Raw genomic sequence first — 24,091 nt, forward strand, 5'->3', positions numbered from 1 at the left:
ACGTCCTGTGGAATTACCGAAATGACCGACCTCGTGTCGGCCCTCGTGCAGGCCTGAGCACAATTCAAAATCCGGACGCATTGTTTAACTGCGCGAAAGCAAAGCGTCAGCGGCAAATGTTTTCTGTAGCGAACGCAAAGCGACAGCTACAATTACGCCAAGGCGAAATTGATTATTTCGCAGCTTTCGCATACATTTGTAATGCTTTCTTATCAATTTTTCCGACACTTGTTTTTGGCAATTCATCAATGACGATTATCTTTTTAGGGATCTTGTAGCGACCTAGATGCTTGTTACAAATTTCTTTGATTTCCTCTAATAAAGTTTCATCCTGATTCTGAAAAACGATAAAGGCCGCTACGATTTCTCCCCAATAATCATCAGCTACTCCAATGACCGCTACCTCATGCACTAGTTGATGGCGCAAAATACATTGCTCGACTTCTTGTGGGTACACATTTTCCCCGCCAGAAATAATCATCTCTTTACTACGACCGACAATATAAAAGTCACCATCCTCATCCATCATAGCTAAATCACCGGTTTTCAACCAGCCTTCATGCATGATTTTTTCAGTCTCCTGCTGATTATTCCAGTAAAAAAGAAACATATGCTTGCCTCTAACGAATAGCTCTCCCACTTCGTTGGGCGCACAGCTTTCTCCGGCACTATTCATAATTTTAGCTTCATTGAATTGCATACTTTTCCCCACGGTACCTTTTTTCAAACAGGCTGCCTCTCGAGAAATATAAAAATTATTGGGCCCCGCTTCTGTTAAGCCATAACCCTCTTTAAAAAATAGCCCCTTCTTAAAAAATGCATCGTAGATTGGATACGGACACGGTGCGCCTCCTGATAAAAATACATTCATTGATGGGAAGCTACTCTCCTTAAAGTACTCCGTTGCAATCATCGCTTGGTACATTGTTGGCACAAATAGTGAAATTGTAGTCTTATACTGATTAATCGCCTGAAGGGCGTTTTTTGCCTCAAATTTATCACCAATCACCACTGTACCGCCAGCCATTAATAGCGGTATACATAAAGCATTCAAACCGCCTGTATGAAACAACGGCATATAATTTAACGTACAATCACGATCATTCAAGCCCCAGCTAATAATTGTATTAATCGCATTCCAATTCACAGAATTAAAGGATAGGACAACACCTTTTGCCTTGCCAGTTGTACCCCCAGTGTAAATCATTAGCCAAGGATCATTCAGGTCTACTTCTCGGATGCTGAGAGTAGCCGCTTCACTCGCTATACGAAGTGAATGCATATTTTCTAAAGATACAGGGCAATTCATTTCTTCATCGAAAAGCAGTAAAGAAGGCGTAGCATCTGTCAAAATATCATGTAATTCCTTTGCACTCATACGCCAGTTCAGTGGCACGTAGATCAGTCCTCTTAATCCACATGCGAATAAGACAGCAAAAAGCTGGATGTGATTTTTCGCAAATACGGCAACACGACTTCCTGCTCGCAAGTTTTGGCACTCAAAAAAATGACACCATTTTGTGATTTCCACTGTTAGTTGCTGATAAGTCCATTGCTCCTGTGTTTCTAGGTTTACCAATGCGATACGTTTAGGTGTTAACGATGCACGTTTTAATATCCAGGATTGCTCTACAAACATTTTGAAAGCCTCCTTATCACATCATAATTGCTCCATCCACATGAAGCGTGTGACCGTGGACATAGGAAGCCTCATCAGATGCTAAAAATAAATAAGCATTGGCAATATCTCTAGGTGTTCCTAATCTTTGCAATGGCACGACAGAACGCATTTGTGCTAGCACATTTTCTGGCATATTTTTCACCATGTCTGTTTCTGTAAAGCCTGGAGCCACCGCATTAACGTTAATCCCCCTGCGCCCTAATTCCTTCGCCCAAGTTTTCGTCATGCCGACAATAGCAGCCTTTGTAGCAGCGTAATTCGTTTGACCAACATTGCCATAAACTCCGCTAACAGAGGATGTATTAATAATTTTTCCCCCTCCGGCGGCAATCATATGTGGAATGACCTCTTGCGTACAATTGAAAACACCAGTCAAATTCACATCAAGCACTTGATAAAACTGATCTTCCGTCATTTTTGTTAGCATCGCATCACGTGTAATACCCGCATTGTTCACTAAAATATCGACTCGGCCTGTTTGCTCTATGACTGTTACTACTAAGTTTTTGACGCTCTCTCTATCTGCAACGTCTACTTGCACAAATAATGCTTGATCCCCTAAATGTTTGGCTGCAGAAACCCCTGCATCCTCATTAAAATCTGCAATAACAACGAATGCACCCTCTTCAATAAACCGTTCCGCAGCAGCATAGCCAATCCCATTCGCGGCTCCCGTAATGATGGCAACTTTATTGTTTAAACGCATACTTTTTTCCTCCTATTTCTAAAAATGCTTCAATTTCAGATGTCAGCTGTGGTAAATCATCTATTAATGGGGAATGACCGCAGTTTTTTAAACTAACGAATTGTGCGTTTTCACCTAAATCGAGCATTAGTTCATCATTCATCCCTTCTGTTATTACGTAATCACGATCCCCTCTTAACACTAAAACTGGAATGGTAATTTGTTGTACTTCATGCGTGCCTTTTGCAACATCATGATCAACAGCACTTATATTGAAGACATTTAAGGCATGATAAACTTCCGCTAAATTTCGTTGTGTCAGCATATCCTCCACATATGTCAAATAGTGTTCTTGGCTAGGCTGTTTATGTGTGTAAATAAGTGCGTTCCAGACCGACTGTAAGCCATGCACATCTTTCGAATCATAGAAGCCTTGTACTAATTTTGTTTTAGATGTATCAACGAGTACTTCTTCATAGCTAAAAGCTCTTTTTAATGCCGCTTGATTGCCAGTACCTAAATCTGTGTAAAATGGGTAGCCTCTCGTAGATGCCGAGGCTAGTAAAATAAGCTGCTGACAATAGCCTGGATACTGTGCGACAAACTGCATACATACAGCTCCGCCCGTTGACCAACCAATCATGTCAAACTGCTGCAATTTAATCGCATCCACAAAAAGCTTCACATCATCACTAAAATCTTTAATCGCGGAAATTGGTTTATGATAAGATGAACTACCAAAGCCCCGTAGGTCCAGCGCATAAATTGTATATTTTTCATCCAACGCGTCGATTAGAACGTCCCAATGTTTGGATGATGTCATATTACCGTGAATCAATAATAAAACACGTTCTCCCCCTTGACGTTTACGATACGCAATCGTTTCTCCATTTGATAGCTCAACAGTTTTTAACATTGTATTTCCCCCTTATCCCCATCGAATCGTAATCGCTCCCCATACATAGCCAATCCCAGCACTAACAAGTGTGACGATGTCGCCATCATGAATACGGCCTTCTTCTAATGCTAGCTGCAATGATAATATTTGATCAATCTGTCCGATATGACCATACTCTTGCAAGTATATGGACTGCTTTTGCTTTAACCCAAGTTCTGATAAAATATAATCATGAGCAGATCTTTTCATGTGAAGCATTGCTAAATAGCCAACATCACCCTCATTGAATCCACTTTTCGCTAAAGATGTTCGAATTACCTTCAAAAAATTGCTTAAAGATTTTTGCTCTAAACGTTCCTTCATTCCAATTGGGTCAATCACATCGAGTTGATACAATTTATTTTCTAAATGAGAAGGCGTCAAAGGTTTTTTTGTACCGCCTACAGGCACGACTACATCCTCTGAGAAAGAACCATCCGTCATAATATCTGCCTCTAATAAATGATTTTTATCATAGTTTTTCTGTAAAAGAATAGCGCCTCCTCCAGCTGCTAAATTGTACATAAAGCGTGTTCGAGGATTGCTGTAATCGATAAAATCAACGTTTCGATAGCCACCAGCTAGGAGTACGGTATGAATGGAATCATCCGACGCCATTAAGCTTTTCGCTAGCTTTAGTGCCATAATGGTCGTGCCGCATCTTAATTGCACATCAAATGCCCAAGCATTTACAGCCCCTAGCTCCTCCTGCATTTTTATCGAGGCAGTCCACAAAGGGTACTCTTTATGCTCCTCTCCCATATAGATCACAACATCAATGTCCTTCGGGTCGATATTAGCCTTGCGTATAGCGTCCTGCGCGGCCCATATCCCCATTTGAACCGTATGATCGTGCTCACCAGGAATAGGCTTTTCATAAATACCCATTTTTTGTCGAATAACATCCTCTGGTATATTGGAAAGCATCGCAATTTCTTTTGACGTCATTTTCGTCTGTGGAATATAGATTCCTGTACTTACAATGCCTACAGTCATTCAAATCGCTCCTTTTCCTGCGACAGGGCAACCGATGATTGATTTATTCCTTTTCGCTTTAATCGCCATTTCCAAAACATCATACGTAAGGATCCAATAATTCCTTTTGGGAAAAAGATAACTGCTAAAATATAAAGAATCCCAAAGAAGATAATCCAACGTTCAAATATTGGATAATCACGAGCTAACCCTGAAAGTGCATGTTGTGCATATTCAATAACAGCCGATCCTAATAATGGCCCAACTAAAGTGCCGACACCGCCAATAATCGTCATTAATAATGCATCTAAAGTAATGTCCATTGTCATCACACTCGTATTGACAAAACGGAGTGACACAGCATATAAGGAACCCGCTAAGCTTGCAACAGTACCTGCGACAATTGAAGCAATCACTTTATAGTACAAAGTGTTGTAGCCTAATGATTTTGTTCGTTGTTCATTTTCCCGAACAGCAATTAAAATTCGACCAGTTGGTGAGTTCACGAAGCGATATAGCGCAATAAAAATAACGACTAAGCATGCTAGCACGAAGAAATAAAACGTCATTCGATCTCTAAATATTTCGGGTGCTCTAAACGTAAAGCCATCATTTCCATATGTAACAGAACGCCATTTTTCTACCACAACTAAAAATAGTCCTGAAAAAGCTAATGTCAGCATCGCAAAGAAATGACTTTTTAATCGAAGTGTTAGTAATCCTACTAAAAAGCTAATGAAGCCTGCTAGTAACATGCCGACTACAATCGAAAAGAAAAACGTTGAGAGCGTTGGCTCCATTTGTTTCAACATGACAGCGGTTGTGTATGCACCTAAACCAAAAAACATTGCATGACCGAACGAAACAATTCCTGTATAGCCAAGGAGAATGTCATAGCTCATCGCTAAAATACCGAAAATAAAGATTTGCGTTAATAAAATAATGAGCGTCCTTGAGTCATTGACGAAAGGGAGAAGCACTAAAATAGCTAACATGAGGAAAAAACATAGATGCTGCAATGAAAGCTTCATTTTCATGTTGATCTCTCCTTTCTCATAGCAAATAAGCCTTGTGGACGGAAAATTAATACAATAGCCATTAAAATCATATTGACCGCAAGCGATAACACTGGCACATAATAAGCCATAAAGCTACCTGCTAAACCTACTAATATAGCTGCTAATAGCGAGCCTGAGAAACTACCCATTCCTCCGATTACGACAACGATAAAACCTAAAATCGCATACTCCATGCCCATTTCTGCATAAATGACGCCTGAATATGGAGCCATTAACATACCACTAAGTGCTGCTAGTGCCGCACCAACCATAAACACATATAAAAACACTCGCTTTATATGAATACCAAGCGCCTGTGCCATCTCTTTATCCTGTACACCAGCACGAACGATGAGCCCGACCTTCGTCCTTTTTAGCATGTATTGGAAAATACCGAAAATGATAAAACCGACAATAATAATAAATAATCGATATTTAATAATAATAACGTCTCCAATTTCCCAGCTACCTGCTAAATAACTCGGCGTTTTCACTGCCACACCATTTGGACCAAAAGCAACTTTAATCATCTCCTGCAGCACGAGCATCAGCCCTAATGTAATTAAAATTTGTTGAATATGATTGCCGTACACAGGTGTAATAATTAATTTTTCAGTAATGAGTCCTAATAAAGCTCCCGTTACGATGGCACCTACAATTCCAATAAGAAAGCTCTCTGTGAACATATACGTAAAGATCCCCGCATAAGCCCCCCAAACAAATAAACCACCATGTGCAAAGTTCAAAACGTCCATTAATCCAAAAATTAACGTCAAACCAGCCGCCAGCAAAAAAATTAACATGCCGGTTGCAAGGCCATTAATGACTAAATTGACGAATAGCTCCAATAAAGTACACCCCCTTATCCGATTCCAAGATATCTTCGTTTTAATTCTTCATGATGGATAAGATCTTGCATTTTCCCTGAGTGAACGGTTCTACCATCATCAATCAATGTATACGTATCTCCAATTCGGCTCGCCATCATAAAGTTTTGCTCGACAAGAACGATGGTCGTTTGCTTTTTCATTTCAACAATGGCCTCCATTACTTTCTCTACCACAATGGGCGCTAATCCTTTCGAAGGCTCATCAATCAATATCAACTTACTATCATTGATAAATGCCCGTGCCATGGACAGCATTTGTTTTTGACCACCCGAAAGATGTCCACCAGCCTTCTTCCAAAATTTCTTTAAGTCTGGAAACAGCTCCAGTACATAATTTTGCCGCTCTAAAGTAGCTGTATCTTCTTTACGCATGGCTACTTTCATATTTTCCTCTACTGTTAAATCTGCAAAGATTCCTTGGTTTTCAGGAACATAGCCTATTCCTAACTTAGCTACTTTATAGGTAGGGTTTTTCTTAATAGAATGTGAGCGAAATTCAATCTCTCCCTTTGAGGCAGGTGTTAACCCCATAATCGTTTTTAAAGTGGTCGTTTTGCCTGCTCCATTTCTGCCAAGCAGTACAGTTACTTGCCCTTCCATTGCCTCAAAATTGACCCCCTGCAAAATATGGTATTGCCCGATATATGTGTGGACATCATTTAATTTCAGTAAGGTGTTCATCGTACAGACCTCCTAAATATGCGTTTTGTACGGTTTCGTTTTTCATAATGTCCTCTGGTGTTCCATCTGCAAGAAGCTGGCCATTAAATAGCACCATAATCGAATCCGACAAATCTAGAATCATATCCATCTTGTGCTCAATGAGGAGAATAGTTTTATCCCCTTGATTTTTAATCGTGCGAATCACTTCTAAAATCGTCGGCACCTCCTCTAAGGACATACCTGCCGTTGGTTCATCTAGTAAAAGAATTTCCGTATCAAGTGCTAACAGCATCGCAATCTCAAGCTTTCTCTTTTCCCCATGAGATAGCATTGTCGTGAGGGCATCTCTTTTATTGTCAAGCAAAACAAGTGTTAATAGCTCCTCCGCTTTTTCTGTAATTGCCTTGTAGCTTTTATAATGACGAAATAATTGATAACGAACTTTCTCCTTGGATTGCACAGCCAGACGGACATTTTCTAATACTGTCAGGTTCGGGAAAACATTCGTAATTTGAAATGATCGCCCTAGCCCCATGCGTGTTCTTTCAATTGCTGATTTTTGCGCAAGTGATTGCCCCTTAAAATAGACATCCCCGGCAGTCGGCTTCAACTCTCCACTTATTAAATTAAAGAAGGTTGTTTTCCCAGCTCCATTTGGTCCAATAATTGACTTCAAGTGCTTTTCCGGCATATTAAAATTCACATGGTCGACAGCTATATGTCCGCCAAAACGAATGGTTAAGTTTTCTGTTCGTAAAATGGGTTCCATCGTATTCTCCTTTCTAGTACTTCTAACTCTCTTCACCCATTCTCATATGAAAGTGGGTGAAGAGAGACAGAATAATAAAGCTTTCTGTCTCCAATTTCATTAATTCATAACCGGTGGGGCTGTTTCTTCAGGGCTAAGCTCACGAACTAGCACTGGTACCGGATAATCTACACCATCTTGCTTTTCTAAACGGATCGAATACATCGACTGTAATGCTTGATGATCTTCTTTTCGGAAAGTCATCGTACCCTTTGGTGTTTCAAATGACATCCCTTCCATAATGCCGATCAGTTTTTCCGCATCTGTATCACCCTCTGATTTTTTCAAAGCATCTACAATCGAGATGGCTGCAGACATGCCTCCTGGCGTAAATAAATCTGGAACGTCAATGAAGCGTTTTTTATGCTCCTCAACTAACCATTTATTCACATCATTTTGTGGTAACGTATGATAATAAACAGAGAACCCTTCCATACCAATTAATGGATTCATAAATTTCAATGCAATAATATCTGGTGCACCTGTTGAAATTTTAATGCCTTTTTCTTGAATTTTTAAATCGGCAATTTGATTCCACGGTGAGTTTGCACCAGCCCATACAACAAATAAATAATCTGGTTTAGCATCAATTACTTTTTGCAAATTGGACGTAAAATCAGTCGCTGCCGGATCTGCATATTCCTCTAAAACAATTTCTGCACCTAGCTTTTCCGCAGCCGTCTTAAAGGCTTTTACCCCGTCCAAGCCAAAAGAATAATCCGGCGCAAACGTTGCAATCTTTACACCTTTTCCCGCGATTGCTGCCGCTGCAGCATAAGCATCCTGAGAGGAATTTCGACCTGTACGGAAAATATATTTATTAAATTCTGAGCCCGTAATACTATCCGCTACCGCAGGCTCCACCACCATAATCTTTTCGTACTCTTCCGCAAGTGGTAAAACAGCAAGCGTATCACCTGAGCTAGAAGAACCTACTAAAAAATCAACCTTGTCATCTTCTAATAGCTTCGTCGCTTTTTGAACCGCAACCTCAGGCTTTGTTTCTGTATCTTCATAGACAACTTCAATTTTCTTACCGTTAACCTCCATCGTGCCGCCTGTAGCATATTCAATTCCTAAATCAAAGCCATGCTGCGTTTGTTTCCCATACGATTCAAGAGCACCCGTTAATGACGCAAGCACGCCGATTTTAATAGTGCCCCCATCCTCCTTAGTTCCTTTTGTGTCATCATCTGAAGCCTTATCACCTGTTGAACTATCCTTCGACCCATCCGAATTACAAGCCACCATCAACATCGTCAACATCAATAAAAGCACAAATAACCAATGCTTCTTCATCCCATATCCCCTTTCATAATGAACTAAAAAGAAAGCGCTTTCGTTGCTATGTAAACACTATATAAAACTCCAGTTACAAATTAGTTACAAGTTGTTAGGCTCATCACTTGAGCCTAACAACTCTGCGACGAAAGTGGGATTTTTACGGGGATGAGAGATTTATCGGAATAAATTAGTGATTTATCGGAACAATTTCAGGTTTTATCGGAATGTTTCAGCGATTTATCGGAACATTTTAGAAAATACAATGTAAGGTACTACTTTTTCTGCAACAACAGCAAAGCAGTTTTATTATATAAATTTCATATTAATTCATTAGTAATAATATATTATCCATATTGAAATCTGCTTTTTATAATGAAGATAGCACTTTTAAAAGGAGGGACTAGAATGGAGTTTAGTAAACTTGGCAATAGCGGATTAACAATAAGCAAGATTGCATACGGAAACTGGATAAATCATGGGGGTAAAGTAGATGAGGATATTGCAAAAGAGTGTGTTAAAGCAGCACTAGATGTCGGTATAACTACATTCGATACTGCTGATGTTTATTCAGAAACTAAAGCTGAAGAAGTACTCGGCAGGTCTTTACAAGGTATACGCCGGGAAAGCATTGAACTATGTACGAAGGTGTGCCATCCGACTGGGAATGGGCAAAACGATAAAGGTTTATCACGAAAACATATTCTAGAAAATTGTCATGCATCTTTGCGTCGATTACAGACAGACTATATAGATGTCTATTATGCACACAGATTTGATCCAACTACTCCACTTGAAGAAACGATGTTAGCTTTCGCAGATCTTGTAAGACAAGGTAAAGTGCTCTATGTAGGTGTTAGTGAGTGGACATCCGAACAAATCACCCGTGGTGCAGCACTTTCACGGGAATTGAATATTCCGTTCATCGCAAGCCAACCTCAGTATTCAATGTTGTGGAGAGTTATCGAAAGCGATATTATACCAACCTGTCAACGTGAAGGACTTGGGCAAGTAGTATGGTCGCCTTTAGCACAAGGTGTTCTCACTGGCAAATATTTACCTCAAAAACCGGTACCAGCCCAATCGCGTGCTAATTCTGCGGCTGGCAAACCATTCTTTAATAAACTTGCACAACGTTGGATGAACGACAATGTCCTCACTGCTATTCAGAAGCTTAAACCCATCGCACAAGAGATTGATCTTACCCTCGCTCAACTCGCAGTAGCTTGGGTACTACAAAACCAGAACGTTTCCTCAGCAATTATCGGTGCCTCGAGCCCAGAACAGGTAAGAGAGAACGCGCTCGCTTCTGGTGTCAAACTAGACATTGAAATTATGAATCAGATTGACAAAGTATTAGAAGGTTTCATTGAGTACGATCCGAGTAAAACAGGTTAATAATATTGTATTACCCATCCCCTTTAGGATGGGCTTTTATTTTTGGTGATTAAATTGCAAAATCGCATACATCTCTCTAACTACTGTTAAGAAATGATTTACTACTGCAGATTTTTCATCTTCTCTCCAACCAACATATAAGTTTACCTTTGGTGTAGTCTCTTGGATTTTTTTATAGATAACCCCAGGATGTTTATAACTTTCCACCGACGATGGAACGACAGAAACTCCCATTCCAGTTGCCACTAAATTAACAATCGTTTGCATTTGAATAGCTTCCTGAACAACATTTATACTTACACCATGATCCCAAAAGTAGCTAATAATTAAATCATAAAAATTTGGACCCATATGACGCGGAAACAAAATAAATGGTTCATCAATTAACAATTGCAGTGGTATTTCGGGCAATGAGGCGAAAGGATGATCTTGAAGTAAAACCAATCTTAAAGATTCTTCCGAACAAACTTCAGAAGATAATATCCCGTTGTTCTGTTTAGAACGAATAAATCCAATATGAATTTGTTTCTCATAAAGCGCTTTTAATTGCTGCTCGGTTGTCATTTCACGTAATATAAGATGGATTTTAGGAAAGCGTTCTCGAAATTTATTAAGAACTTCTATAACAATTTCTGTGGAATCGACAAAACCAATAATTAAACTCCCTATTTTCCCTTCAGCTGCGAGTTGTGTTTCTTTTATAGTTCTTTCTAATTGAAGCAGTGTTTGTTGAGATCCTTCTAAAAATATCTTTCCAGCATCCGTAAGTTCAACCATTCTTTTCGTTCGATGAAAAAGTTGAACTCCCAATTCTTCTTCTAATTTACGAATTTCTTGGCTTAAAGGAGGTTGCGCCATCCTCAGACGTTCTGCTGCACGACTAAAATTCAATTCTTCTGCCACCATTATGAAATATCGCATTTTCCTAATATCCATTTGATAACGAGGGCAAAGTCACTAAAGAAAGACTTGAGACTATAAAAATTGATATAGATTCCAATGAAGAAACTACGTGAAAAAAATTAGACAGAAAGAATCTCTTGAATTTATTGAGTTAGCGAATTCTTCAATCTATCAAAGTTTCATTCTGTCTGTCTTTTTAAAAATGTATTCAATCATTAATTTCCTCTACCCTATTCAACCATTCATGCATTAAGCTATTAAACAAAATCGCTTGTTCAATTTGCAAATTATGCCCAGCCTTATCTAAAATTGTGAAGGCTGCTCGTGGGAATTTATCTAAAATATCAAAAGCGTCCTTATAGCCAACCATTGAATCCTGTTTGCCCAACAAAAATAAGCAAGGTTTATCAAATGAAATTTCATCTACAGGAAAAGAAAAACGATAGCCTTTTTGGATTTTTTCTAAAAATTCCACATCTGCATTTTTTTGCCCTGCTAACACTTCATTCGTATAACGATGACAATTGTATTCATCCAATACGACTAGATGTGAGGTAAAATCCTCTAGTTCCTCTTTTGTTAATGTTGATATAAATTCATTATCCGCCGAGACAATACTTTGTTCAGGCACTGTTCGATTTTGTTTATCAGGAATAATTAACGGACAAATAAACGCAGCCCCTAATATTTGTTCATGATACTCTCTCATAATTCCTCGCACTAAATATCCACCATAAGATTCTCCTACCAATAAATAACGTTCGTTTGGTAGTAAGTCGTGTATTAGTTCTACAACGGCCTCTAGCATTTCATCTGAGTCATGGATCTTTTCATAGTCCGTCGTCTTGCCCATTCCTGGAAGGTCAATATAAATTCGTTTCCAACCTTCCCTTTCGGCAAAAACAGGTTCCATACATCCCTTCATTAATCTATGATCTGGCGAATAGCCATGGAGCATTACGATTGGTGTTCCGGTTCCAATCACTTCATAGTAAATATTCGCTTTACTTACCTTACAAAATGACATAGTAGTTCCTCCAATTATTATAAAAATTGTTGATTAATACACATAAATGTTCATCAAAAGTTGTTATGCTTTTTCCTTGAAGGAGCTAGTTGATTGGAGCGGAGACTGGAGACTCATCGGACGCCCCCAGGAAGCTTTGCTCTGTGCGAATGCGTAGCGACAGCAACAACAATTGTTTTATCTGTGCGAAAGCGAAGCGGCAGCTACAAAGCGCCCAGTGGGAACGGAAATCCCCCTAAGTCATAGATGCCCAAAAATAACCAATTTACATAATATATACTAGCCCATTATCAAATCATAAACAATCATCGTCGATTCCATCGGTGTTGTATTTAGTTCCCTTTTTAATTGCTGCACACATTTTTCATACCATTTTAATGCAAGGGAGCGGTTTTGTAATTGATAGTAACTATACATTAACAAGCGATAGCCTTCTTCCCATAATGCATCTTCACGAATCATTCTTTCTGCATAAAAAATAGCTTGCTTATAGTTTTGCTGCCTCGTCGCATTTTGTGCTAATCTTTCCAGAACTTCAATATACAATGATTGGAGCTTTTCTCGATCCTGTATAAGCCAATCTAACTGCTTTTTTTCAGCATAAAGTGTATCCGTATAGCTTGTTTCAGCAAGATACAACCACTCGTTTGACAATTGTGGCTCAAACTCCTCCATCCCTAATTCATAAAAATAGAGAAAGCGCTCGATATCGATTTGCAGAAATTGTGTATGCTGCAATTGATACATATTATTTTTCCGCTGAATGAAAAAGCTATCTTGACGCGCATTTCGATTAGGCTCAAGAACCTTTAATAACGTATTCAAGACAACTTTAAAATCTCGATCGAGTGAATCAACATTTCGCTCTGGCCACAGCGCCTGTGCAATCTCTTCCTTCGGCGTAAAACGATTGCGATGACAATATAAATAGACAAAAAGCTCCTTCGATTTATCGCGCTGCCATTCTTTATCCTCAAGCTTTCGATGATTTCTTGTTAAATTTAGACTTCCTAAAAAATTCACCTGCATTTCCTCATCAGGATAGATGATATTGTTCTCAACCTGAAAATAGCTGCGCATCGTCAAAATAGCGGCATTTTCCCCATTACACTTTCTACTAAATTGTAAAAGCTCATAAAAAATAATCCCATTCGCTGGACCGAGAATGGTTTTCCTTTGTAAAAAGTAGTCATAGCCATTTGCGATGCATAACTGTGCAAACTGCTGAAAATAATGATTGAATTGTTGCGGTTTATTTTCTTTGAAAGCAATGACAGATTGAAAGAATAGTACATGCATTACACCATTTTGATCACCACAGTCGTGAAATAATCGCTGTGCCTTTATTAATAATTGTCCGGCTCGTTCATATTCATGATGAGAAAGAATGATTTTCACCTCAGCAATTAATATTAGAGCGGTCATCCATGCGTCTTGTACTTGCTCTGTTTCCTGTAAGCCAAGGGCTATATATTTTTTAGCTGAGATCATATCACCTTGCGCATGTTTGACAATTGCTAGTCCCATGTAAGGTTCGGCTTTTACGCGAGAAATATTAATAGTATTCATTAATGTAAGAGCTTTCTCATAAGCTTGGCAGGCTCCTTGATGATCAGGAAAATCCACTAATAGGTAAGCATGTGCTTTGCGAATATAGCCAACAGCCTCAATAAAAACCGATTTTTCACGTAGCCCCCTACGAATTCCATGTTGGGCGGCATACCATGCATCCTTCCCCTGCCCTAAAAGCGCATAGACAAATGATGCTAGCAGCTCACTCTCTCTATGTGTCGCGACAAGCTGTGGTGGTAATTCCAATCTCTTCGTCAGCAATTCCTTCGCTTCTAGTAGCTGTCCTGTTCTTAACAATATTCGAACATCGACATTTGCTCTTTGTAGCACGTCCTCCGTTAAAGCAACCTCATCGGTAAATACTTGTGCGCCTTTCGCCTTCCCTAGATTCACAAGATTTTCTGCATACTGACGTTGCAATTCGAGAAGTTCCTCTTTGTTTAACGGCGTATGATTCGCTAACTCTAAAGCCTTCTTTAAATGTGGCTCTGCCAATGCTGGCTGAATTGTATCGAGATAAATATGTGCTAAACCTGCCTGTGCTTTTGTCATAAAGAGATAATCATTTTTACTTTTTGCGATGGTTGCACAATTTTCATACGACTGCTTCGCTTTTTCATAGTAAGCACGATAGCGATGGCACTCACCTTCAAAATAATACAATTTATAATATTCCGATTTTTCATAAGCTGTAAATCTGTTTATCTTTTCTAATAACCACTCAAATTGCCCGGCACGGACTAGACTTTCAGCATGATTTTGTAATAGCTCCCCACAAAAATCCTGATCATTCGTTTTAAATGCGTGATGAAGAACAGCTTGAATATTGTTTTGTTTTACATAATACAATGCTGCTTGTTTATGCAATGCAACATACTGGGAAGCATTTTGTTGTGGCCACTTTGCCTCTAAAAATCGACTAAATAAGGCATGAAAACGATACAAACCATCCTTCGTGATTGGTTGAATAAATAAATGTCGCTGGACAAACAGTTTTAACACCTGTGCAATTTCCGTACTATAAAATTGCGATATTAACTCTTCTGAGAAAGTGGGGAAAATCACCAGCTTTAATAATACCTCTTGCTCAAATGCAGACATCTTAAGATAAACTTCCTCCGATAAATAAGCGAAAAGATCATTTGTAGAAATATTTAACCAATGAGTTAATGTCTCATTGTTCCATTGCTCAGCTAACAAAGAAATACTAATTGCCCAGCCCTCTGTAATTTCCACAACCTTAGCTATTTCATCCTCTGTTAAATGCACCTCTGCATAATCCTCGAAAAAAACAGCGATCTCCTCTGAGGAAAATGCTAATTCTCTTTCTGCAATAACAAGTAATCTCATTTGTAGCTTTAATCTCCTCGAAATATCCCAATTCGGCATCGTTCTAGAGGCAATGATAAAGTGAACATTCGGTGGTGAAAACTCAATTATTTTTTCCATCACATAATTTATATGAAATTCATGGTCAACGAGATGGTAGTCATCGATGACAATTAATATTGCTTCTTCGATTTCACATAAACTATTGACAAACAGCTTAAACCAACGATTAAGTTCTTCAATTTTAGGAAAACGGGATAATTGATTCCAAGCATCAAATTCTTGGCCAAAGCCCGGAACAATTCGTGTGATACTAAAAAATAAATGCCTTAAAAACGGCAATATATTATCATCTTCCTCCGACACACTATACCAGGAAAATTTGCTTGATTGTGCATGTAGAAATTGTGTAAGGATTGTTGTTTTGCCATATCCAGCTCCACTATGAATAAGCGTGCAACTATGGTCTAAGCTTTTATTTAATGTTCTCATTAATGTTGCTCTACTAATACAATGATTAGACGGACTCGGTGGAATACATTTTGATTGAATAATAATGTCTGTCGTCATTTAAGTGATAACCTCCCCATTCAACTGGTTATGTAAGGTTACAATTCTTCAGAGTTAAAATCTTTTATGAGTTCCTCATAGTAACGCGGGGATGCTCTTATGAAATCTTTACATTTATATATCGAATAAAAGCGAAAACTCACGTATCGCAATTGTTGCTGAGACAAACCACGAGTGGAGTTTTCGCTTGGTACTTCAAGTTTATCAAATTGATTTTACCGTTACCAACTTTTTTTCAGTTTCCTTACTATCCGATGAATAATCAATATTATTTATCGTATTTCTTAAACTCAGGAGTTTCCATTAATCTTTGGAAAAAGATATCTTTAGCTTCCCTATAGGCATCCATTGATTTGTCTTCGTACTCTTTCTTCAATTCATCATATGCATCGCGATATTTATAATTTGCCAATAAAACGTCTCTAAATTTCCAAAAGAAATCAAACTCAGAATCAATTACAGTTAATTGAACCCCTAAAGGAGGATTACTTGTATCATCTTTAAATGCCCTAAATGTAGCTGTTTTAACACTTTCATCATTTCTTTCATATAAATTTGATAGAAGTTCTACGGCTTTCGAAAATTGTTCAGCATGAACACGTACTTGGATATCTAAATCACCTTTAGTCATGCAATTAGGGATTGCTGAACTACCAACATGCTGGATATCAGCCTCTGGTAGTAAATCTTGTATTTTATTTGCGTGAATCAAAAAAGATTTCTCAGCATTTTTATGAAATAGTTCACTATTAAAAAAATTCACTTTTTCCATATAAAACTCCCCACTCTATCATTTTCATACTAAACAACTTGGTAAATATAACCAAAACAGCTCTGTTGTATGTGTAGAAATTTATTTGGTGCTTTATCCTTTATTTTACCATCATAGACCAATTTTACCTTATCGCCAATATGAAATGTTTGATCTGGATACTTCACAAGATTTACAATCACTACCTTCAGTTATAGTCACATAACCTAGGCCTTTTTCTCCTCAATTACACCTGTAAAAGTTACTTTTACTTTGAATACATATTGAACGGATTAATCAAAATGGATTCTGATTCATATTTTGTTTTTCCATAGATATGAAAACCTTTGCTATACCGCTATTTAAAAGATTGTAAATGTAAACTAATTCTGCGTTTTCATATTTATCAAAGTTTGAGTAAACTTGACTGACTCTTCCCACTGGGGAAAATGACTTGAATTTTCGAACCAAATGAGAGTTTTTTGTGATATGAAAAAGGGTTAATTTAAAAATATATACAATAAATATGAACCGATGATTTGTATAACAATTTACATAAAGTTACCGATTGTTGAGTCGTTAATTTCGTCAACCCAGCTTTTGATGGTGCTTTCATTTAAAGTTTACCTAAATAGTGATTTAACAAAATGAATTGCTAAATTTGAAAAACCCGATTATCAACTAAATGATAATCGGGTAGTTTAATAGGTTAAAATTATAAAAGTCCTTTACGTAATTCAGCAGCTGATTTTGGTGATAACAGACCGAATGGGATATCGAATACTGTTTTAGCACCTTTGTCACCAGCTTGGTTTAAGCGATGTGCAGCACGTGCAAAGGCCACTAGAACACTAGACGTGAAGTTTGGATTACTTTCAAGTTTTAATGAGAATTCAAGAATTTGTTTTTCGTTAGCGCCGCTTTCTCCACTACGAATAACGAACCCACCGTGTGGCATGCCTGTGTGGTTTGCTTTAAATTCCTCTTCAGAAATAAAGTTTACAGTTGTGTCATACTCATCAAAATAGTTCGGCATCGTCACAATTTCTTGTTCAACTTTCGCACCATCTGCACCTTCTTCAAGAACTACCCAGCATTCACGTGCATGCTTTTCACGCGTTGTCAGCTCAGGATTTTCACCGTTACGAACACGGTCTACTGCCTCTTGAATTGGTAATGTGTATTGTACCGCATTTTTAACACCTTCAATGCGACGCACTGCATCTGAGTGACCTTGACTTAAACCGTCTCCCCAGAAAGTGTAAGTTGTGCCTACTGGTAGAACTGTCTCCCCGAGTATACGATTTAATGAGAATAAACCTGGATCCCAGCCAACTGAAATGACGGATACTTTACCAGACTTTTGTGCCGCTGCATCTACAGCCTCGAAAAACTCAGGAATTTTCGCATGAGTATCAAAGCTATCAATTGTATTAAACCATTGTGCAAAGTGTGGTCCTTGCTCAGGTAAATCTGTTGCTGAGCCACCACATAAAATCATTACATCAATGTCATTTTGGAATTTTTCAGCATCATCTACTAAATATACGCTTGCATTACTTGCAATGTTTACAGTTGAAGGATCGCGACGTGTGAATACCGCTACTAACTCCATATCTGGATTTTGTGAAATAGCATACTCTACACCGCGCCCTAAATTTCCATAACCTACAATACCTACTCGAATTGCACTCATTAAAAATTCCTCCTCACGATTACGTGACTATGTGAAGTCCTTCACGTTAAATCTACTTACAATAATACGTTGTGTTAGGAAAATTCACAATAGTTTGAGTACGAGTTTTTCTCTTGAAATCATACAAGTTTTCTATGATTTCTATTCGTAAATGGCATGAATACGGTTACATATTTAACTTCTTTCAGCGAATATACAAACATCCGCTGAAATAGAGGAACTCAGTCTAAGAACGCCACGTCCTGTGGCAACGACTGAGTGACCAACGTCGTATTGGCCCAAAGCCTCCGGCGGATGTCATGGAAATCGGAAAGGAGTTCACATAGGATGTTAGCCTAAAATCATCGCATCCATGCGATAACGGCTAACTGACCTGCGTCGTGCAGGCCTAAGCACAAAGCCGATTCCGGACGCAATTATGCCGAGGCATAATTGATTAACTAACCTTTAAGTTTTCGTTAAAGCCTTGTAAATGAAGACTTTTTCCACCGCATGTCTTGTACAATAAAACTAACGACAAAGGGGGCATGTTGAATGAAAGGTAATTGTTATTCGCCAAGCACAACATTGGAACAAGGAGAATTACTTACTCGTCCATTCCGAAATGCACAAAAATCTGCTACAACTCACATTGAAACTGAGGTAAAGCACAAAAAGATCCCACACAACACACACCAATGTTTAGGGGTTATACCTTTTGGCGTTACGGAAGAAACCCTAGTTACATCTATACAAAGGGTCAATGAGATTAACTTCTACCATGGAGGCAAAGAGATCGCGCGCTGGTTGGTTAAAAAATGTGAATATAATAAGGCTAGGACTGACTAAAACTGAGTTACGTTTCCTTACTTCTTCAGCATAGGATCGAAGTCCCCTAATCATTTGCCTTTTTTGGGACAATCTATATGCAAAAAGTTACATTTAACTAGTTCTTCGCTATGTTTTAGGGGTGTAATTGTAAAGGAGTAAAATCGGAGAATCAATATATATTATGAGAATTTTAGACTTGTTAGGAAATAGTAGCTTATGCCACTACATAATTGCGTCCGGAGGCTTTGGGGCAACGGATGTTTTTCGCGCGAAAGCGTAGCGTCAGCAAAAGGTTTTTAATGTGCGAAAGCGAAGCGATAGCGTGATGTTGGTCACTCATTCATGTGTTGTTGTTGCACAGATAAATTGCCACAGGACGTGGCGTTCTTTGACTGATTCCTCTATTTCAGCGGATGTTTGGACAACTGCTGAAAATTAAATTAAACCTGAATATATCTCATCTTCAATAGAAGTAAGTGACTTCTGTACCTATCGCTACTCTTTCGGTACAAAAACATTTTACTGAAGAATTAAAATCCTGACTTCTTTTCAGAAGACTAATGCCGAAAAAAACTTGCTACCAAGCTTTTTTCGGCATAACTTGTATTTTCAAAACACTATTGAAGCATAATTGTTACATTTAAGAGGGAAGTCATTTTTTACTTATTTATTGTCTTTTATCGATAATATTGACTCTTTTTTATTTCTTTTACTGACACTCTTAGCTTCCAAAGCTCTTTAGCTAACAGAAATACTTCTTCATCATCGCCATCTTCAATCGCAATTTTTCTTGCTTTAAATAGAGCATTCGCAGCGGGTGATAGATCAGGACAATCTACTACCCACTTTTTAAAATCTTCTTTAAATAGCTCACTCTCACTCCAAAGATAATCATGTTTTAAAAATGCAGCACCCACTGTATTTTTATTAAGCTCTTGTTTATATCGGAAAAGTTCTTTCTCATCATTACCTAATAATACTATTTGCTTGCCATCCATAAATACGAGTGAGATATCTTTCTTTTTTAAGTTCATTTCATCATTTCTAAGTTTTAAAATAATTTTCTCATCGTCTATTGTCATTTCTAAACTTTCATGAATAGAAAAAAAAGTGATTGCAATTCCCGCCACCAAACCAAGTGCCATTGTGATGAAACCTACCCATGCTCCATGATAAGATGCAATAAAATTTAAAGGTCCTTGAAAAGGTACCCATGGTAAAGTACTAGCCCATTTAGCAATACTCGGAAGAAACCATCCTAGCACTAAACCGATAAGTGGGAAACCAAGCCACATAATAACTTTATCAGTTTTTGAAAAGTTTAATATTGTATGATTATTACTCATTAAAGTCCACCCTTTTAAAAAAATACTCTAGTAATGGCTTTTCTTTATTTTGCCATAACATTTTATTGAATAACGCTAATAAAGTTGTTATTTAAAAACAACACAAACTTTCTACTATGATCCTCTCTAATAATTTCTCCGCGTATATTTATTAATATGTAATTATGTTTAAAAATTATATACCTCCAAAATCTAGTTGAATACGAAAAATGATTGAGCTTATCCATATTGTTCACTCAATCTTTTTTCCAAAACTCGTTATTTTCTCTTTTATACACTATTTTAAAGAATTTTCACCAGACAATAGTAAATAATACCATTTATTGAGGTTGACCGTCAAAAAAGGTTTTTTTTATTTCCCAATCACATTGTTTTCGTGAAATGATTTGGACAGCTTATATGACCTTTAACAGCAACTATATTCTTTCCTCATAGTATTTCCTGAGCCAATTCGGAAAGACGCTCTTCATTAATAATGTGATAGCCATCCTTCTTCTTCTCTAAAATTTTTTCTTCGCAAAATTGTGCAAGTACATATAATAAATGCCGATAGGAAACCCCTAAATATTCACAGATTTCAGTATGCTTTTCTTTATAGACTCCTTGATCTGACGAAAATTGAATAAAGGCAGCAAGTCGATTTTCAAGTGGAAATGCTTGATTTTGTGTATATTTTGACGTCATTTTGAACGCCTTTTCCCCTAAAAACACACAAAGTTTACGTAAAAATAGTACATCCGTGAGTAACTTTTCTTTGCAGGACTGTTTAATCGAAAAACAAATCGTCTCGGTTACTGTCTGAATCCCCTTCGTATATCTTGCCTCATTAAGCAACTCAATTTCCCCCATAAAAAGTGGTGCCTCCAAGTAATCGATAAGCGAGACCTTGCCATTTTTGTGTGTCATGTATAGCTTCGCCTTTCCTTCGATCATGTAGTATAGCGTATTTGGAAATGACCCTTCTTGAAAAATCCATTCACCTTTGTCAAACTTACATATTTCTAAAAATGGATCAATTTCAAAAGAAAAAAAATCATCTATTGGATATTTATCGAGATAGTATGAACGTTCTTCAGCTACCAGTATTTGCATTTTTTACTCTCTCCTCCGAAAATAATGTGAGATATCTCACATTATTGTATCGATGAACGTGCTATTATTCAACATAGTTAATGGAGGTACGTAATTTTATGAACAATCAACGATGGCTTTCTCAAAATTTCTTTGCATTTTTCTTTACATGGGGTATTTTCTTACCTTATTGGACTGGTTGGCTTGTAGATGCCAAACATCTTACTGTTTCACAGGCTAGCGTCATAATGGGCTGCGGTCTTTTAGCACGGGCTATTTCAAATCTCTTTTTCTTCCCGACGCTTGCAAAATATGTGAATAATAAACGACTCACTAGCATTCTAGCAATAGGTGCCCTAATCACAACTTTACTTTACATACTAAGCACGGGCTTTATCTCGCTTCTTATTGTTACCCTTTTATTTAGTATATTCTATCCAGCACTGCTACCTGCCGTTGAAAGTAGTGCGGCAACGCTCGTACAGCATGGAAATGTACACTATGGCAAAAGCCGCTCCTATGGTTCCCTTGGCTTTGTCATTGCAGTATTAATCATTAGTATGCTGACAGGTGCATTTGGTAATGACATTATCTTTTGGAGTATGGTGGTCGGCCTGATCGGTATGCTGTTGATGCAGCAAATGGCTACTCCACAAGAGTTACTCATTGTACCGACGAAAGAACAACGTGCAAAATCGTTGTCGATGAAAACATTATGGACTATTAAAGGCTTCCCTATTGTTTTATTAATCGTAATTCTGTTGCAAGGCGCACACGCTTCTTATTATAGCTACGGCTATATATATTTAGGTGATTTACATGTCGATCCATTTTATATGGGGATGATTATTAACATCGCCGTTATTTGCGAAATCTTATACTTTATGAAGGCTGATACACTATTTAAAAAATGGCGCTCATCTTCCTTATTACTTTTAGCAGCAAGTGGTTCATCTTTACGTTGGTTACTCATTTACTTATTCCCAAATGTGTGGGTATTTATCGCTTCTCAAACATTACATGCATTATCTTTTGCTCTTGCGCATTACGCTTTTATCAGCTATTTAACTAAAGCATTGCCAAAAGAGCAAATTCCAAATGCACAAGGCATTTACTCTGCATTAGCAATGGGATTAAGTACAGCTATCCTTACATTTTTAGGCGGCTATTTATACGAAATTTCTCCTGGACTATCATTTGCAGCAATGCTTATTTGTACTGTTCCAGCAATCGGTATACTGCTTACTACTAGAAATAAATATCAATATTAAAATAAGCAGGTGAGAAAAAAATCTCACCTGCTTTTCTATATGCTCACTTTGGATAATATGAAAACCCAGGATATTTCACGACTGGCCACTTTTCCTTCCTTAATACATGTAGAAGTTCAGGTCCAATATTTAAATTACTTTGTACTAGCTCAGATGGAGTAAGAGCCATCCATTGATTTAGCGAAACATCCTGAAATCTATCACTTTTAAACATTTCAAGGAACCATAATGTCTCCGTACCGGTATTCTCAACGTAATGACCATTTGCAAACGGCACATATCCAACATCTCCGGCACGATAATCAAATGTTCTAGCCACACCATTTGCCGCAAACACTGTCATACGCCCTTTTCCTTGTAGATAATATTGCCATTCGTCATTATTCGGGTGCCAATGCAACTCTCTCATTGCACCAGGCTTAATCTCGACAAGGGCTGCTGCGATATTTTTAGAAATAGGAAAATTAGTGGAGTCTACAATTCTGACACTTCCTCCAGGAGTTTTAATAGGCGTTTGTGCAAGCAGACGATGCTTGAAAGTTTGCGGGACTGTGCCATATGGTGATTGTACTTTTTGTGTGTCTAGTGGTCCTGGAACCTTATCTTGATAAATATAGACTTGTTCTTTCGGGATATGTTGAAAAGCGCTCTTTGGAACGCCAAAATTAGAGGACAGCACATCTTTAGGCGTATGAGCAAACCAATCAGAAATTGAAAATGTATTAAGATCTGAGAAATGCCCATCGTCAAATACTAGTAAAAATTCACAGCCATCTTCAAGACCCTGTATGGAATGTGGAATACCTGGTGGGAAATACCATAAGTCCCCCGGTCCTACATCAGCAATAAAATTACGCCCATTTTGATCGACCGCAGTAATGCGTGCATGGCCAAGAAGCATATACGACCATTCTGCTTGTTGATGCCAATGTAACTCACGTACCCCACCTGGTGTCAAACTCATATTGATACCTGCCAATGTCGTAGCAATAGGCAGATCACGTACAGTAATTTCTCGAGACCAACCACCATGCTTTAAAACCATATGCGTATCAGAAAAAGAGAATTTTAAATTTGGTACAAGCCCAGCATCTGTTTTAGGAGGGACGAGCAAATCAGGATTTTCTAAATCCCTCATAATATCTCTCGGCCCTTTATCCACCCCACCTGCACCATCTTTCCGAATAGGCTGTGGAACATAAGAATAGCCCTCTGGCATGTTCTCCAATGGTTCACCTCTTCATAAATAATCATTATTTAAATATGTATGATTCTTTACTAGAATTATTCTTTTATCAAAAGGTTTCGCGATTTTTTTACATATTTAACCCCGTCCTAGATTTACGAACGGGGTTACGTACTTGAGCTAT

At 38.0% G+C, this 24,091-nt stretch carries 20 protein-coding genes; 3 read left to right on the forward strand and 17 right to left on the reverse strand.

Annotation, left to right across the window (positions count from 1 at the left end):
• Positions 1–172: 172 nt before the first annotated feature.
• The 9 genes from ACFTQ7_RS08265 to ACFTQ7_RS08305 all read right to left on the reverse strand — a co-directional run bounded on the left by ACFTQ7_RS08265 (position 173) and on the right by ACFTQ7_RS08305 (position 8,995).
• Positions 173–1,639: a class I adenylate-forming enzyme family protein gene (locus tag ACFTQ7_RS08265; RefSeq protein WP_386828088.1), complete on the reverse strand. Its 1,467-nt coding sequence runs from the start codon at positions 1,637–1,639 to the stop codon at positions 173–175.
• Positions 1,640–1,655: 16 nt separating this feature from the next.
• Positions 1,656–2,387, reverse strand: coding sequence for a 3-oxoacyl-ACP reductase FabG (gene fabG / locus ACFTQ7_RS08270; protein ID WP_386828089.1), 732 nt, complete (start codon positions 2,385–2,387; stop codon positions 1,656–1,658).
• Positions 2,371–3,282: an intracellular short-chain-length polyhydroxyalkanoate depolymerase gene (gene phaZ, locus ACFTQ7_RS08275; protein WP_386828090.1), complete on the reverse strand. Its 912-nt coding sequence runs from the start codon at positions 3,280–3,282 to the stop codon at positions 2,371–2,373. Before phaZ ends, fabG begins: the two co-directional genes overlap by 17 nt.
• A 12-nt stretch (positions 3,283–3,294) precedes the next feature.
• Positions 3,295–4,299 carry a 3-oxoacyl-ACP synthase gene (locus ACFTQ7_RS08280; RefSeq protein WP_386828091.1) on the reverse strand — a complete coding sequence of 335 codons (1,005 nt, stop codon included), beginning with the start codon at positions 4,297–4,299 and terminating at the stop codon, positions 3,295–3,297.
• Complete coding sequence (locus ACFTQ7_RS08285) at positions 4,296–5,315, reverse strand: branched-chain amino acid ABC transporter permease (protein WP_386828092.1); 1,020 nt, start codon at positions 5,313–5,315, stop codon at positions 4,296–4,298. Before ACFTQ7_RS08285 ends, ACFTQ7_RS08280 begins: the two co-directional genes overlap by 4 nt.
• Positions 5,312–6,184: a branched-chain amino acid ABC transporter permease gene (locus tag ACFTQ7_RS08290; RefSeq protein WP_386828093.1), complete on the reverse strand. Its 873-nt coding sequence runs from the start codon at positions 6,182–6,184 to the stop codon at positions 5,312–5,314. Before ACFTQ7_RS08290 ends, ACFTQ7_RS08285 begins: the two co-directional genes overlap by 4 nt.
• A 14-nt stretch (positions 6,185–6,198) precedes the next feature.
• Entirely contained in the window at positions 6,199–6,906 is a 708-nt protein-coding gene (locus tag ACFTQ7_RS08295; protein ID WP_386828094.1) for an ABC transporter ATP-binding protein, read from the reverse strand.
• The gene (locus ACFTQ7_RS08300) at positions 6,881–7,657 is read right to left on the reverse strand and encodes an ABC transporter ATP-binding protein (RefSeq protein ID WP_386828095.1); all 777 of its coding nucleotides are present in this window, start codon (positions 7,655–7,657) and stop codon (positions 6,881–6,883) included. The genes ACFTQ7_RS08295 and ACFTQ7_RS08300 overlap by 26 nt, the downstream gene beginning before the upstream one ends.
• A gap of 99 nt (positions 7,658–7,756) precedes the next feature.
• Entirely contained in the window at positions 7,757–8,995 is a 1,239-nt protein-coding gene (locus ACFTQ7_RS08305) for a substrate-binding domain-containing protein (RefSeq protein ID WP_386828096.1), read from the reverse strand.
• Between the two features lie 390 nt (positions 8,996–9,385).
• On the opposite strand from ACFTQ7_RS08305, the gene ACFTQ7_RS08310 reads away from it, so the two are divergent.
• Positions 9,386–10,375: an aldo/keto reductase family protein gene (locus ACFTQ7_RS08310; RefSeq protein ID WP_386828097.1), complete on the forward strand. Its 990-nt coding sequence runs from the start codon at positions 9,386–9,388 to the stop codon at positions 10,373–10,375.
• 36 nt (positions 10,376–10,411) lie between these two features.
• On the opposite strand, the gene ACFTQ7_RS08315 is transcribed toward ACFTQ7_RS08310, so the two are convergent.
• The 5 genes from ACFTQ7_RS08315 to ACFTQ7_RS08335 form a co-directional block, all read right to left on the reverse strand.
• Positions 10,412–11,311, reverse strand: a complete 900-nt coding sequence (locus tag ACFTQ7_RS08315) for a LysR substrate-binding domain-containing protein (RefSeq protein WP_386828098.1) — start codon at positions 11,309–11,311, stop codon at positions 10,412–10,414.
• Between the two features lie 175 nt (positions 11,312–11,486).
• Entirely contained in the window at positions 11,487–12,305 is an 819-nt protein-coding gene (locus ACFTQ7_RS08320; RefSeq protein ID WP_386828099.1) for an alpha/beta fold hydrolase, read from the reverse strand.
• A gap of 279 nt (positions 12,306–12,584) precedes the next feature.
• Positions 12,585–15,776, reverse strand: a complete 3,192-nt coding sequence (locus ACFTQ7_RS08325) for an AfsR/SARP family transcriptional regulator (protein WP_386828100.1) — start codon at positions 15,774–15,776, stop codon at positions 12,585–12,587.
• Between the two features lie 268 nt (positions 15,777–16,044).
• Entirely contained in the window at positions 16,045–16,548 is a 504-nt protein-coding gene (locus ACFTQ7_RS08330) for a GrpB family protein (protein ID WP_386828101.1), read from the reverse strand.
• Between the two features lie 694 nt (positions 16,549–17,242).
• The gene (locus ACFTQ7_RS08335) at positions 17,243–18,223 is read right to left on the reverse strand and encodes a diaminopimelate dehydrogenase (protein WP_197140991.1); all 981 of its coding nucleotides are present in this window, start codon (positions 18,221–18,223) and stop codon (positions 17,243–17,245) included.
• A gap of 534 nt (positions 18,224–18,757) precedes the next feature.
• Here ACFTQ7_RS08335 and ACFTQ7_RS08340 point away from each other — a divergent pair.
• Entirely contained in the window at positions 18,758–19,051 is a 294-nt protein-coding gene (locus ACFTQ7_RS08340; protein ID WP_386828102.1) for a hypothetical protein, read from the forward strand.
• A gap of 659 nt (positions 19,052–19,710) precedes the next feature.
• On the opposite strand, the gene ACFTQ7_RS08345 is transcribed toward ACFTQ7_RS08340, so the two are convergent.
• Complete coding sequence (locus ACFTQ7_RS08345; protein ID WP_386828103.1) at positions 19,711–20,379, reverse strand: YqeB family protein; 669 nt, start codon at positions 20,377–20,379, stop codon at positions 19,711–19,713.
• Positions 20,380–20,808: 429 nt separating this feature from the next.
• Entirely contained in the window at positions 20,809–21,471 is a 663-nt protein-coding gene (gene yeiL, locus ACFTQ7_RS08350) for a transcriptional regulator YeiL (RefSeq protein ID WP_386828104.1), read from the reverse strand.
• Positions 21,472–21,569: 98 nt separating this feature from the next.
• Here yeiL and ACFTQ7_RS08355 point away from each other — a divergent pair, with 98 nt between their 5' ends.
• Positions 21,570–22,721 (forward strand): MFS transporter, encoded by a 1,152-nt coding sequence (locus tag ACFTQ7_RS08355; RefSeq protein WP_386828105.1) that lies wholly within the window; start codon positions 21,570–21,572, stop codon positions 22,719–22,721.
• 43 nt (positions 22,722–22,764) lie between these two features.
• On the opposite strand, the gene ACFTQ7_RS08360 is transcribed toward ACFTQ7_RS08355, so the two are convergent.
• A complete protein-coding gene (locus tag ACFTQ7_RS08360) occupies positions 22,765–23,940 on the reverse strand; it encodes an oxalate decarboxylase family bicupin (protein WP_386828244.1) in 1,176 nt (391 codons plus the stop codon).
• Between the last annotated feature and the right edge of the window lie 151 nt (positions 23,941–24,091).

Source organism: Lysinibacillus sp. NPDC056959 (assembly GCF_042674095.1).
Taxonomy (GTDB): Bacteria; Bacillota; Bacilli; order Bacillales_A; family Planococcaceae; genus Lysinibacillus; species Lysinibacillus zambalensis.